Annotated in this window: 16 protein-coding genes and 1 pseudogene; all 17 read right to left on the reverse strand. The window is 51.0% G+C overall.

Annotation, left to right across the window (positions count from 1 at the left end; genetic code table 11):
- Positions 1-937: pseudogene (locus F0Q32_RS06840) on the reverse strand (phosphoadenosine phosphosulfate reductase); the annotation flags it as partial.
- An 87-nt stretch (positions 938-1,024) separates the two neighbouring features.
- Positions 1,025-1,411 (reverse strand): hypothetical protein, encoded by a 387-nt coding sequence (locus tag F0Q32_RS06845; RefSeq protein WP_000042274.1) that lies wholly within the window; start codon positions 1,409-1,411, stop codon positions 1,025-1,027.
- A gap of 232 nt (positions 1,412-1,643) precedes the next feature.
- The gene (locus F0Q32_RS06850) at positions 1,644-2,198 is read right to left on the reverse strand and encodes a hypothetical protein (RefSeq protein WP_001093868.1); all 555 of its coding nucleotides are present in this window, start codon (positions 2,196-2,198) and stop codon (positions 1,644-1,646) included.
- Positions 2,199-2,271: 73 nt separating this feature from the next.
- Positions 2,272-2,703 (reverse strand): hypothetical protein, encoded by a 432-nt coding sequence (locus F0Q32_RS06855; protein WP_000687894.1) that lies wholly within the window; start codon positions 2,701-2,703, stop codon positions 2,272-2,274.
- Positions 2,704-2,763: 60 nt separating this feature from the next.
- Positions 2,764-4,389, reverse strand: a complete 1,626-nt coding sequence (locus F0Q32_RS06860; protein ID WP_000201432.1) for a DNA cytosine methyltransferase — start codon at positions 4,387-4,389, stop codon at positions 2,764-2,766.
- Positions 4,390-4,466: 77 nt separating this feature from the next.
- Positions 4,467-4,769, reverse strand: a complete 303-nt coding sequence (locus F0Q32_RS06865; protein ID WP_000410925.1) for a hypothetical protein — start codon at positions 4,767-4,769, stop codon at positions 4,467-4,469.
- 77 nt (positions 4,770-4,846) lie between these two features.
- The gene (locus F0Q32_RS06870; protein WP_000209093.1) at positions 4,847-5,191 is read right to left on the reverse strand and encodes a hypothetical protein; all 345 of its coding nucleotides are present in this window, start codon (positions 5,189-5,191) and stop codon (positions 4,847-4,849) included.
- Between the two features lie 191 nt (positions 5,192-5,382).
- The gene (locus tag F0Q32_RS06875) at positions 5,383-5,736 is read right to left on the reverse strand and encodes a hypothetical protein (protein ID WP_000994741.1); all 354 of its coding nucleotides are present in this window, start codon (positions 5,734-5,736) and stop codon (positions 5,383-5,385) included.
- Between the two features lie 68 nt (positions 5,737-5,804).
- Positions 5,805-5,996, reverse strand: a complete 192-nt coding sequence (locus F0Q32_RS06880; RefSeq protein ID WP_000651508.1) for a hypothetical protein — start codon at positions 5,994-5,996, stop codon at positions 5,805-5,807.
- A 337-nt stretch (positions 5,997-6,333) separates the two neighbouring features.
- Positions 6,334-6,786, reverse strand: a complete 453-nt coding sequence (locus F0Q32_RS06890) for a hypothetical protein (protein WP_001176699.1) — start codon at positions 6,784-6,786, stop codon at positions 6,334-6,336.
- Positions 6,776-7,165, reverse strand: coding sequence for a hypothetical protein (locus F0Q32_RS06895; protein ID WP_000026577.1), 390 nt, complete (start codon positions 7,163-7,165; stop codon positions 6,776-6,778). The genes F0Q32_RS06890 and F0Q32_RS06895 overlap by 11 nt, the downstream gene beginning before the upstream one ends.
- A gap of 61 nt (positions 7,166-7,226) precedes the next feature.
- Positions 7,227-7,451, reverse strand: coding sequence for a class I ribonucleotide reductase maintenance protein YfaE (gene yfaE / locus F0Q32_RS06900; RefSeq protein WP_001102700.1), 225 nt, complete (start codon positions 7,449-7,451; stop codon positions 7,227-7,229).
- Between the two features lie 65 nt (positions 7,452-7,516).
- Positions 7,517-8,401 carry a hypothetical protein gene (locus F0Q32_RS06905; RefSeq protein WP_000477209.1) on the reverse strand — a complete coding sequence of 295 codons (885 nt, stop codon included), beginning with the start codon at positions 8,399-8,401 and terminating at the stop codon, positions 7,517-7,519.
- Between the two features lie 73 nt (positions 8,402-8,474).
- Positions 8,475-8,975, reverse strand: coding sequence for a hypothetical protein (locus tag F0Q32_RS06910; RefSeq protein ID WP_000793769.1), 501 nt, complete (start codon positions 8,973-8,975; stop codon positions 8,475-8,477).
- A gap of 90 nt (positions 8,976-9,065) precedes the next feature.
- Positions 9,066-9,605 (reverse strand): hypothetical protein, encoded by a 540-nt coding sequence (locus F0Q32_RS06915; RefSeq protein WP_000018872.1) that lies wholly within the window; start codon positions 9,603-9,605, stop codon positions 9,066-9,068.
- Positions 9,606-9,869: 264 nt separating this feature from the next.
- Positions 9,870-10,205, reverse strand: coding sequence for a hypothetical protein (locus tag F0Q32_RS06920; RefSeq protein WP_001071288.1), 336 nt, complete (start codon positions 10,203-10,205; stop codon positions 9,870-9,872).
- Between the two features lie 61 nt (positions 10,206-10,266).
- The gene (locus F0Q32_RS06925) at positions 10,267-12,063 is read right to left on the reverse strand and encodes a VWA domain-containing protein (protein WP_000039318.1); all 1,797 of its coding nucleotides are present in this window, start codon (positions 12,061-12,063) and stop codon (positions 10,267-10,269) included.
- Positions 12,064-12,077: the final 14 nt, after the last annotated feature.

Below are 12,077 nucleotides of genomic sequence, written 5' to 3' on the forward strand. Positions count from 1 at the left end.
AATACATAAAAACAAGAGTAGCCCAGCAACCGAAGCGAGCGCCACAGGCGTCACTGGCCTTCTTCTCTGTTGCCGACCACACGCACTCCCCTGTTGCCGCCTTGTAAAGCTCTGCCGTAGTGACATTGCTCTCCAAGTAACTTGGCAGAGGATATGCTGAGCCCATGCCAGCGGATAGTAAGAACTCCCAGACATCACTCGCCAACCAGTTTTTCACCACATACAGCTCACCCCCATCTTTCGTCTTAATGACGCGATCTGAGCTTCCTCGCTGTTTTGCAATGTTGGCCGCACGAATAGTGCTTTCAGCATCACGACTGCCCAGCAAAAGGCAGACTTTCTGTCGAACCTCTTTGGGAAGCTCTCGCATATAAGCTGCCTTCGCTCTTTTGGCAGAGGTGATTTTTAAATCCTGGCTACACTGGCGGGCCGTGGAGTTGGAAAACGTAGGCAACCCCCTCCCAGTAAGGATTCGGCCCGTCCAACTCTGCGAGATCCCAGGCTTTGCTAGAACGATGGTCAGAGGAAGGTTTTCCTTCGCAATGAAACGCTCCAGCTCGGCCAGTTTCTGATCCGCCAGCCACCTTACCTCTGGGCTTTCGATCAGTGTGTCAGTGTGCAAGATGAAGTGGTGCTGGCTGATGGTCGCCCCACTCCTTACAGCCCGGATCAGGGCCATCAGGAACAGGTGCAAGACCGTTTCAGAATCTTTACCACTGGAATAGCCGATCATCATGGTCCACCCATCAATTAAGGCCGTGTGAATGGACTCAACCGATGACGTGATCAACGATGACAGACTGGTTCCTCTACTGGCATCAACGAAGTTCAAATCCTCGTTATCAGTCAGTTCTGACCAAACAGAATCCCACTTATCCCCACGCAAAAGCACTGGGATGGGTTGTTCTGATAGATCAAAGTTTAATGTTTGTTGCATAGGGCCTCCTGGATTAGCAGGGTGCCCATCCCTTCCGGGAAAGCACCCCGGTAGGGTTAAAATTGAATCCTGGCTATCAGACCTGAACTAGCTGCTACTCGACATCTGGTTGTCTTCGTATTGCTGCTTGGCCTGTTTCACCAGATCAATGTCACCGTCTTGCAGCTTTTGAATATCAAGCTGTAGACGAGCCTTGTGTTTCAACAGTTCAGCGACCGCATTATCAATGTGATCAATGAGCGATTGGTTTTTTTGGATGGTGTAACTGTTGAGTTCATCGAGCAGGGGCCATGCAACACTCGAATGAGTGTTGAGCAATGGGTACTCTGCTTCGATCTCACAAACCACACCGTTTGCTCCTTCTCTGTAATGAGGGAACCCGACACGCAGACCGATACGACGATCCAGCGCTGCATTTACAGTACATTCCAAAGAAGTTCGGTTTGAAAAAACATCGTTGACGTTTTTAGACATGCTATATCTCCGTTCAGTTTATGACGGAGCCCCCCTAACAGGAGGTGCTCCCGTCAGGGTTGATAATTTGCTGTTTGTTTTTGGCAGCCAGCTACCGCACTTGAGCGCCTAAGGCACTTTCCGAAGCACCCTGGGAAACCGAGATGCTTGGGAAAGCGCGGGGTTTCCCCCTGCGCTGATTACCCTTTTTAAGGGGCCGGTACGCCGATTTCTCGGCGCACTCAGGTTGAAGCTACACAGTCAAGAACCAACGTTTCATAGGGACGGTGATGTCTATCATCCCGTTTCCACATGGATTCTGGCCCCAGAATCTGTAGGTCGTCTCATAGAAGTCAAACTCAGACAAGGACTGAATCTGCGCTTCTGAGATCGGCTCAAATGGTCCACCGCAACCGATGTGCATATTGAGCCCATAATCTCGAAGCTCTAGCTCTCCGAGATTTAGCGTCTTCCCGCCCACACAAGCAACCAAGTTCTGGTTTCTGACGTCGCCTTCTTTGAACAGCAAAGCTGACTCATCGTAGCTCCCATATTGGTTGGTAAACTTCACAATATGCCCGTGCTTAGGTGAGGTTTGTTCCGACAACTCTTTCAGTAATCGCTTTACGCTTTGAAATCTCGCGTACAGAGCTGGCGTAAACTGCCCAGAGTAGTTCAAGTTTGGGCAGATCATTTCAAGCATCTCATCAGGTACAGATTCAAGCCCCATTTGCGCGGCCAATGGCTTCGCCTTTTTCAGACCTTCCTCAAGCACTCTCTGATTTACAAGTTGTTCTAATGTGTTCATTTGACTCTCCACTTTCGAGAGAGCAATGCAAGCCGTCTCCGGACTTACATTGCCCGTTAACGGCTTTATTGGTTTATCCCAAGAGGTACGGAGCTACGCCAGTCAGGAAGCCCATGACTCCCAACACAGCGCCAACCACGCCCAATTTGATTGACAGTTGGACACTTTGATCCGGATGGTTCCAGAACCACTGCCAGACTTCCCAGCGCCTGGCTCTGCGAACCTCAAGATTTACAGTGTCTTTAAAACGAACACCCAGAGCATCTACCGCATCGTAATCCAGCGCGACCGCCAGCTTTGTGATGGATAAATTCCCAGGGTTGCCCATCGCATACCGGAGAACCTTTGCTTTGGTCTCTGGGTTTACGATCATAACCGGCTCCCTCCTGAAAAAACGGGTCTTGTCTTTTCGCTTGGAATCCATGTTGCGGTTATGGAACCTGGCAATGCAGTGTTGAAGGCCTGAATCCTCGGGAGGTAAAGGCACAACAGTTTCGATTTTCATGATTACTCTCCTTTCGGATAGGCCGGAGCAAAGGCCTTTCGGCATTGCCCCGGTGAGTTACTAATGAACCAAAGATGAAGTGACCATGATTGCGTCTCCGGACATCATTACCGGGAGATATTCGCAAGGCTCATGGCCGCAGCTCTTTTTAGTTCCGTTAGGTGAATAGACAGCCAATTGACCATCCATAATGTTGAAGGGCATCCCCTGTTTTTTCGCTGCCGGTGACAGCTTGAGAGTGCCCTTTGCGTCAACCAATGCCGTTGCCCAATGGAAGTCTTCACCACCGATCACCGGCTGTGATTCATCCACGACTTCGACCATGATTGGCATCATTCCAACCCAGCTCCACAGGCTGTTCCCTAATGCGAGGGCTAAAGCCTCGAACGCGGGAAAGACTACCGATTGCCCGAGAATCTGGTGGGCAATAGTGTCCGACAGACCTTGGATGAGTTCCTCTGGTATCCCTTTCACTCGACAATGTTCTGTCGGTGTAAAGATGCGAGACAACTCCGGCTGTTCTGGATGAACAATGAAAGGTTCGGTACTTCTGCATTTTGCATAGTCCTTACCTATGGTGCCGCAAAACTCATCGTCGCCAGTCAGAAGCTGGCGAGAGAACCCCTTGCCAGCAGCTTTGTCTCTCAACTCCTTCTCAGCCAGATAGTCAAATGACTTCCAACGTTCAGAATCGAGCGGAACTGGCTCCAGGATGTCCTGTATGCGACTTTCCTTGGTGCGAACAGGCTGAACCTTCTCAAGTTCAAACCCGTCGATCCCGTGGGAAAGCGCAACAACACAAAGACGCTTGCGGCGCTCAATAACCCCAAACTCATTGCCGTCGAGAATGCGCTCTTGTAGGGAGTAACCCAACGAAGAGAGCACCGAACGAATCACTTCCATCGAAGCGGTGTTCTGGTACTCAGGCACGTTCTCAATCAGCACAACGGCTGGGTTTAGCGCTTCTACGAATTGCAGGAAGTTGAAGAACATGGCACCTGCCGCCTCATGCGATTCGGCAAACTCCAACTTGTTCTTACTGCGACCTGACTTTGACGCGCCGGTACACGGTATGCCCCCCATCAAAACATCCACCTGTGGTGGGCGTTTGCTGAGATTCACAGCCTGGATTGGCGATTCGATAACAATAGAATCTTCGTTCCAAAGCTCCGGGTTATTTGCCAAAGACGAATCGAGATATTTCCCTTCCATCTCCACGGCCACAGATATGGCACTGGCAATTCCCGCCTTGTGAAAACCGGCGTGAATCGCTTTATCAAGCACACCACCCCCATGAAAGAGGCTGCATACCGAAAGCGATTCTCCATTCTCCAGCTTACTGATAAGCCGGTTGACGCGCTCGATCACTCGCTCTTGTTGATGGTGAGCAGAGATCACAATTGCGCCGTTACGGATGAACACGCGGAGCATCTCTACACCGTCAAAAACGGTAGCAAGCTCCTGCACGGTCAGATCGATGATTGGAGACACCCGGCCATTGCGCTCGCGCTTACTGATGGTGAACTTACCCTCCTCTTTGACGCGAAGCACAACCTGGGAATCTTTCAGCTCCAGATCATACTTCATGCCAGGATAGTAACCTTCACGCAGTAGCTTTTGGCCTTCCAGCCAGACGCGCTTCTTGCCTCGATGTTCTCCTAACTTGGTGTTTACGATAGTAGCCATGAGCTCTCTCCTTTCGGTTGAGAGGCCACTACCGTCCCAATCGGGAAGTAATGGCCCCGATGGGTTTAAAGTGGTTCTCAGTTCACAGCGATGCCGTGAGACTGAATGGCATTAGCAAAGCCAGCCATTTGTTCAGGGAAGGTGTAGCGGTTGATGTCCTGGCTGCGAGCCAGATTGACATGCACCTTCTTCACCTTCGTTTCGTCAGAGTCGTACTTTTCAAGCGCCAGCTTCTCAGCTTCTTCCGGATCTCGGCCCAGCGAGTAGGCGTAAATCACAGAGGTGAAGCCAAGTCCTGAGCCGAATGCGTAGACTTGTTTCTCGAAATGGACGTCAGCGAAATAGATGCTGAATCCGGATTTGAGGTTATGTTTTTCCATGATGCACTCCAAATAGTTTGGGGGCGCACCACGTCCCGAACCGGGCGGATGCACCCGGTTTAGGGTTAGTAGATTGCTCAAGCTGTTACGCCAGCCTGAGCCTTTATTGCTTCAAGCACGATCTCTGCTTCCTTGATAGAACCAGTGCTGTACAGCTTATGCAGCACCCGGCCAAGGTTCACAGAGATCTTTTCTTTCACTTGGAGATACTTGACATAGAAGTCATACAGTTTCTCCGCCTGCTCAAGGTGGGACATGCTCTCAACGGGAATGGTATTCCCTGGATTGCAGTACCACTTTCCGAGCACCTTTTGTACAAATCCCTCTTTGTCTCCTACGAACTGATTTGTGCCAAACACCCCACTGGTTGGTGAGCGTTGAATAACAGAAATCGGATTCGCAAAGCTGGCAAGAGTAGTCATAGTTGTGGCTCCATGTTTGTCAGGGAACCACCAGCCCGAGGGGCAGTGATCCCCCAAGGGTTATGTAGAATGCTGTTTGTTTGGGGAGGCCAGCTACCTCACTATTCACTCTCGACAGAGAGCAAAATCTTGCTTTCCGAGGGGCACAAACTTTCACATGTGAAAGTCGATGCCACTGGGAAAGCAGGGGGTTAACCCCCCGCTTTAACCCGCGCTAAGCGGTTTAGGATAGACTTCACGCCTTCCCTTACTCCAGATGGATCGTAACCTGCTTCATCGCAGCAGACCACAAATGAGAATGGATGTACCTCATCGGACATCACCCAAGCCATCGTTTCCTGCTTGATTTCACTTCCAGCTCGACCATCAGCAAGGACTCTAAGGCTATGCCATAAAAGCCCATCACGTAACTGCCTTACCTCATCATCAGTCCATTCAGGCTTTGGCTCAAATGGAATGACTTCTGCGGTCTTCGGCTCTTCATCCAGGAAGAAAAGCGGCAGCTCAAGCTGGTTTTCCTTCTGGATCATCTTCACTGCATTCATGGTGACTCCTTTTACGGGCACCATGCCCCCACAGGGGCATGAAGCCCCCAGTGGGGTTACAGTCATAGTTACTTCACGCCTGCCAGTTGAGAATTGATGTTCTCTTCCAGCCAGCCTTGAAGCGATTCAAGGTCACGTTTGTCTTCCGTATTGCTGGCTTTACGTGCATCTTCCGACACAGCGCTCAACATGGCGTTAGCCTCAGCAAGTGATTCAACATTGTTCCCAGGGAACACAATCGTTTGACTGTGATCTTTCATGGTCTTCTCCTTTGAGAATGGAGGACCGTCTCCCATCAGGAAGAGCGGCCCCGTGGGTTAAAAGTAAAAATCCTCCAGCTCTTCATGGTCAGGCTTTCGCTCAACTGGTCGAAGCAACTCAGCTTCATCAGCGAACTCAAGCTCAGGATGAAAAGCAGGATGAAATCCTCGATGCCAGACTGGACGGTCATTATCGAGGTCTAAGTAGCAGTGCCTCCCACTGGCTGGGTGATAGCAGTAAAGCCACTGTCTACCACTAACGGTAAACGGCTTCTCTGCACCTCCACATGCCGGTACAAGGTTATCTGCTGCTATATGCGCTACAGCATCCATAGGATCAGTCCTCATCTTCGTCATCACGAACACAAAGATCACGAGCAACTATTTCCGCAGCTATCAACGCATAATCGTTGCCCTGCCAGAACCACCGCTCCGCCAGCTCATAGGCTTCGCTGGAAGGTTCGCCATAACCATGAGCCACCACGTAATCGTGGAACACTTCATGATCAAATGCCTTGCCATCAGCTTCCATGAACCAACCGACAGGGCACTCCAGAATGCGATGCCTTACGACATCTCGCTCTGAATACCCCTCTCTGACGGCTTGCTCCAACATTTCCCGCGACATACCAGGAGGAGTGATGATCTCTATGCTGATCCCGTCACTTCCTGCAAGATTGTCCTCGTATGGAAGACCGGCAAGTGTAAGGTGATTGCGCTTGCACCAGCCGATGGTCCGAAGTATCCGACTTTTGTCAGACTCCCTGGCCGTGTATCGGTTAAGCTGCATAGCCACCTCCAGCACACTCCCCATCTTCGATTTCACTTCCGAGCTCGACCATTCCAATCAGGTCAAGCTGGGTCATGTCCGAATCCAGAGAGCAGTCAATTGCTGACTGAATGATGCCTTTGTGGGCCAAGCCTAAAACGGACTTAATAGTCGAAAGCAGAGACTCGGCTTCGCTCTCGATTTGCTCCAGAATGTCTTTCCATTCCCAGTGCTCAAACGGTTGCCAAACGACCAGATCCTCAGGCTCGTCTCCCCGTTCGACACACTCAGACAAATACTCATAAGCCTTGCACCAATTCTCTTGTTGGCCCAGTTCACTGAGCACTAGAGCGGTAGCATGACCGTATGCGATTTGTTCAACTTTGGTATTGATAGACATAGTGTTTCTCCTCGTAATGGATAGAGGAGCCCCACCCGCAGGAAAGGCTCCTCCGGATGGGTTAAATTTCCAAGGTCACATCGGTTTTTGCTTTAGCGCAGCAAACCAACACTTCCCCTTCTTTGACAAATGCGATGGGCGTCTCGTCATAGGCCACTTGACCTTCGAGTAGACGAACCCGGCACATGCCACAAAAGCCACTGCGACAATGCGTTTCAACAGTGAGGCCTTTGCTTTCGATTTGCGCCAACAGCACATTGTTGCTGGCTTGAAGTTGTACGTTCATGGTCACGCTCCTTTGTTGTTGATGAGCGCGACCAATCCCCTCCGGGATGTCACGCCCCGGTTGGGCTACTCAGCAAGTGCATAGACACCTACCTCGATGCGAATAAAGAACCTGGCATCTTGAAGAACTTGCCTGACCTTTGCTTGCCAGTGGTTGTTCTCTCGATGCTTTGCGTAGGGTTCAATCTCTTTGTAAATCTGCTCCAGCTTCAACGTTTTCCCCTGTAGGGTTCGGCGTATTGCAGCTTTCCACGTAGTCGAAACCATATTGGTTGCTCGACGGTGTACGGCAGCAAGAAGACAGAGCGATGAGGCAACGTCGTTACGACGAAACACCAACAGCTTTTCATGGGCGATACGCACCAGCTTCCCGGAATACTGAGTTCGGTCACTCACACAGTTGTGCTGTGTTTTGATGATCTCATCCACCAGCTTCCCAGGTGCGATACGTTCCACAAGGCTGGACAGGTTGAAATAATCCCCATCGCGCCTCAGGTTTCCCATGAGGATTCCGTAATGCCCTCCTCGCTCACAGGCGTCATGAATATTCATAACGGCCAGCTCAAGGGCTTCAACGAACTCAGGCAAATTCATGCGGCTCATATCCCATTTGTTGGGCTCGCCCCACTGCTTACCTGAATACTGGATCATGTCCCAGTAAGGAGGGTGCCACCAGATCAGGTGTGCAGGCTCTCCGAGGAACGAAAGGAAGTCATCCCGCAACAGGTTGAACCCCTGATGCAAGTCTGTCCCTTTGAAACGGACACCAAGTTCATTGGCAACGTCGATGCTAGAGCCACCCCCAACACTTGGGTCTGCCACCAGCCCGTTCGGCTTTCTCATGTAAGACTCAATGAAGTCTTTAACGATAAAGCCCGAGCAGTTGCCTCGGTACTTGTTGTTTCCGTAAGGCCCCCTGTTTTCGTAGGAGCATACTGATGATTTGAACATGGCGTCCTCCATCATAGATGGGGCGCACCATGCTCCCATCAGGGGCCGGTTCGCCCCTGGTTAGGGATTAAGATCAAGCGTTATCTGCATACCACCAGCTAAGGCGATTGCAATCACGAAAGAAGGTTGCTTCATCAGGAGCCTTCATCATGACCACATCACCTTCGCAGTAGGTGCATAGCTCAAGCGTTGCTTCATTTTTCCAAAAGGCACTGCACCCCGATTCTTGATACACAACCTCCCATTTGGGATGTCGCAAGTACCGATGGAAGAAATCGAGAGTGTCACCATAAGGGAAGTTGAAGCGCTCCATCACTGAACCATTTTCTGTCAGTTCAGGTTTAACCTTGCCGGTTTTCAAGCGCTTCTTGATGATGCGCTGAACCCAACGAAGTCGTGCAAACAGCCGATTGGTGTCTTTCTCGTACCACTGGGGATTACGCTTGCTCCAGTAGAGCTTGGCGAAGATTTCCCCGGACAAATCCTTCATCTGGTTTTCGTTGAGCTCATCAAGAAAACGTCGAGAAGGTTTGTCGTAGTCAAGAACTGCTTCCAAAGCTGATAGGTTTTTCATAGGGACTCCTTATTGCGATTGCGGAGCCCCGTCCCCTCAGGGCTATCGGAGCCCCATAGGGTTAATTAGGGTTAATGGTTGAACGGCGATTTATCGAGGGTTGGTGAATCGAATGGCTTTACCAACGAAATCGGCCATCAGTCGATTCCCAGTAGAGCTGAAATAGCTCTGCCACTCTTTCCAACCACCAACGGATTCCACCGAGCTTGGAGACTCGAAGATACCCCAGATACGCATTTCACAACCTCGTTGCAACACTCGGTTTACCTGGTCAACCAAGTATTCCTTGTTCTGCAATGAAGAGAGGTTGCAAGGCATCTGCATGATCAGCTTTTCAGCTTGCTCGAAGTCGATTTTTTCAATCAACCCCGTGCGGGTATCCACAGAGAATGGAACCACCTGTTGACCGTGGTTAGACCACAACCAATGGGTGATATAGATCGGATTAACGCCAACTTCCGCTGGCACCAATACGCTGCCGCAAGACCGCAACAGCCAGACCAGACGTAAACCATCGAATCGATCCAGAGACTCCACATCGGTAGTGATGTCATCCTGGTAGATTTCAGGCAGCTTATGTTCGGCGGCGAGAGAGATCATTACGGATTTGAGATTGTTCAGATGAGACATGTGTGCTCCTTAAAGTAACTTGGGCACACAGAGCCTGTCAGGCGCAGTGCGCCCTTAGGCTGAGGTTGAATGCTGTTTGTTTTTGGCGACCAGCTATCGCACGTTTCGCCCTCAGAGAGGACAAAATTCACTTTCTCAGCAACCCTCAATGAAGGCCTCTGAGAAAGTGGGAGGGTATTCCCTCCTCACTTTGATTGTTCCACGAGAGCTGTGTGAACAGGAACGCTCAAACTGCCCTTTTCGGGTGCAAAGCTCAAAGACGCATCAACTGCCCCGTCTTTTCAGTTCTTCGACCAGATGTTCAGGCACCTTACTCGCAGTACAGGCCAGCAATACATCGAGGCCTACCGGCTTGTGAAAGCGCTTATTTGACCAGGAATCGCCAACTGATGACTTTGCCCAGTCGATTGCTTGCCCAAGACTGTGGAACTGCCGCCTGCCTGTGTATCCCATACGACTATCCAAAGTAACACCCTGGAACAGTCTCCAGTACATCGGAGGAATGCGCTTAGCAAGCAGTAAAAAAGGCGTCTCCGGCACTGTAGCCCTTCTACCTTTGTTCCGATGATACAAATCCAAAGATGAATGGAATTGGTTCATAGACTCTCCAAATAAAAACGGCCACCCCCGAAGGGATAGCCGTTTGTCGTTTCACTTCCTGTTAAGCTGCAAAAGCAGTCAATGACCGCTCCATCAACTTAAACAGTGTGCGTTGCAGAGCTGCCGCATCATCAATGACAATGTTCTTTTGGAACAGTCCTGACACTGCGGTAGTCTCTACCCCTATGCCGATCACCTCAACATCGCTTCGTTCACAGAGGTCAATCACTGAGCGACATGCCGGGGCGCTTTGAGGCTGCCCGTCAGTCACTACGATCAACATTTTTCGCTCTTCACGGGTCTTGGTGAGTTCAAAAGCTGCATACCACATAGCTTCCGCCATAGGCGTACCGCCAGTTGCTTTGAACCCAAACCGACCGGCCCGATTCTGAACCGTATCTCCATGCTTCACGACACTGAACACTGGCTGGTTCCGGTTGCCACCAAAAAAGGTGACTGCCGGGTTTACGCCGGGTATTGCTTCCAGAGCCATCGAAATAGCCAAGGACGCTTCCCGCGCAATGTCTTGACGCTCCTTTCCATTGGCGGCCTTGTAGGCCATCGAGGAGCTCATATCAACCAGGATGTGAACCGCCGTATTAGGGCGTTTCTTGGCTTCCGGCTTGAGGAATACGCGGGTATCACCCGTCACTACACGATGTAGTTTCCGAGCATCCACACGCTTCCCTGATCGTTGGTTACGGTGAGCAACTCGCTGGCTGGCCTGGACCAATCCGTAGAGCTGCGTTCTTATCTTTGAAGTGGTGCTCTTCACATCCCCTACCAGGCTTTTGCCAACAGCAGGGTTGTCCTGGGTGTTCACAGCAGAGCGAACAGTCATATAGCTACTGTCCCCCTTATCTTGAGCCACCCGGTTGAGCTCGGCTTTAAGTGCATCATGCGCGTCACCACGCAAATCACCGGCACCGGCATTCAGAACCTGCTGGAGCATTTTGGCCGCGTCTTGTTTCGCCGCGTCAGAATTGCCACCAGCCTGGCTTTGTCCTGCCTTGCTGCCACCATCAGTATCCGACTTGCCTTGGTCGCCCTGTCCTTTCGGATCAGATTTCCCGTTAGCATCGTCTTGCTTCTGGTCTTTACCTTGCTGATCACCACCATTGGCATCAGGCCCTTGGTTTTGATCGTTACCACTTCCGCCCTGACTGTTCTGAGGTTGGTTGCCACCAGCATTCTGCTGGTTGTTACCATCCTGACCATTCAGGGGCTTTTGCTCTTCTTTCTCCTTTTCCTCCTCGATCATCTTGATGATTTGGTCGGCCAAGGATGTCACCTCTGCGGTTGACTTAGTGTTCACAGCCTTACGCAGTAAAGCGTTCAGCCGAACAACAACACCCTGAGGGAACACGCGCTCGAATACGGGGGTAGCCGAATCGAGATAGGGTTGAAGGACGGATTGCCCTACAGCCTTGGTTTGCAACCAGTACAAACAAAACCCTGTCAGAATGGAGGCAGGGGCCTCTTTGTCTGTGACGTGCTCGTAATGACCAGCTTGAGCCATATAGCGAGCAACCTCATTCAGGGTCTGCGACGTACCGGGGAAGAGTTCCATCATGGCCCGTTCTATGCGGCAGTCCTCCAAAACGTTGGACAACTCAGCATGAAGACCTCTGCGGCGCTCAACACCAAAGTCCGTAAACCGGACATGGGCTGCTTCATGGGCCAAATACCCCCAGACAGCATCCATGTGAGGATAGTCGTCGGGGATATTCGGAACCACGATGGTCTTACCATCGGTGTATGCGTCATCGTTACCGATGGCGACTTTGACACCGAGTTTTTCACCATAGGCTGCGGCCACGATTGGTAGAGCGCTGTAAATGGTGCGTTTTTTGGACATATCTTTTCTCCTGG

This window comes from Pseudocitrobacter sp. 73 (genome assembly GCF_008369545.1).
Taxonomy (GTDB): Bacteria; Pseudomonadota; Gammaproteobacteria; order Enterobacterales; family Enterobacteriaceae; genus Pseudocitrobacter; species Pseudocitrobacter vendiensis.

Coding starts and splice junctions, on each gene's coding strand:
- F0Q32_RS06845 (WP_000042274.1), bottom strand. CDS start 1,411: ATGTCTAAAAACGTCAACGATGTTTTTTCAAACCGAACTTCTTTGGAA.
- F0Q32_RS06850 (WP_001093868.1), bottom strand. CDS start 2,198: ATGAACACATTAGAACAACTTGTAAATCAGAGAGTGCTTGAGGAAGGT.
- F0Q32_RS06855 (WP_000687894.1), bottom strand. CDS start 2,703: ATGAAAATCGAAACTGTTGTGCCTTTACCTCCCGAGGATTCAGGCCTT.
- F0Q32_RS06860 (WP_000201432.1), bottom strand. CDS start 4,389: ATGGCTACTATCGTAAACACCAAGTTAGGAGAACATCGAGGCAAGAAG.
- F0Q32_RS06865 (WP_000410925.1), bottom strand. CDS start 4,769: ATGGAAAAACATAACCTCAAATCCGGATTCAGCATCTATTTCGCTGAC.
- F0Q32_RS06870 (WP_000209093.1), bottom strand. CDS start 5,191: ATGACTACTCTTGCCAGCTTTGCGAATCCGATTTCTGTTATTCAACGC.
- F0Q32_RS06875 (WP_000994741.1), bottom strand. CDS start 5,736: ATGAATGCAGTGAAGATGATCCAGAAGGAAAACCAGCTTGAGCTGCCG.
- F0Q32_RS06880 (WP_000651508.1), bottom strand. CDS start 5,996: ATGAAAGATCACAGTCAAACGATTGTGTTCCCTGGGAACAATGTTGAA.
- F0Q32_RS06890 (WP_001176699.1), bottom strand. CDS start 6,786: ATGCAGCTTAACCGATACACGGCCAGGGAGTCTGACAAAAGTCGGATA.
- F0Q32_RS06895 (WP_000026577.1), bottom strand. CDS start 7,165: ATGTCTATCAATACCAAAGTTGAACAAATCGCATACGGTCATGCTACC.
- yfaE (WP_001102700.1), bottom strand. CDS start 7,451: ATGAACGTACAACTTCAAGCCAGCAACAATGTGCTGTTGGCGCAAATC.
- F0Q32_RS06905 (WP_000477209.1), bottom strand. CDS start 8,401: ATGTTCAAATCATCAGTATGCTCCTACGAAAACAGGGGGCCTTACGGA.
- F0Q32_RS06910 (WP_000793769.1), bottom strand. CDS start 8,975: ATGAAAAACCTATCAGCTTTGGAAGCAGTTCTTGACTACGACAAACCT.
- F0Q32_RS06915 (WP_000018872.1), bottom strand. CDS start 9,605: ATGTCTCATCTGAACAATCTCAAATCCGTAATGATCTCTCTCGCCGCC.
- F0Q32_RS06920 (WP_001071288.1), bottom strand. CDS start 10,205: ATGAACCAATTCCATTCATCTTTGGATTTGTATCATCGGAACAAAGGT.
- F0Q32_RS06925 (WP_000039318.1), bottom strand. CDS start 12,063: ATGTCCAAAAAACGCACCATTTACAGCGCTCTACCAATCGTGGCCGCA.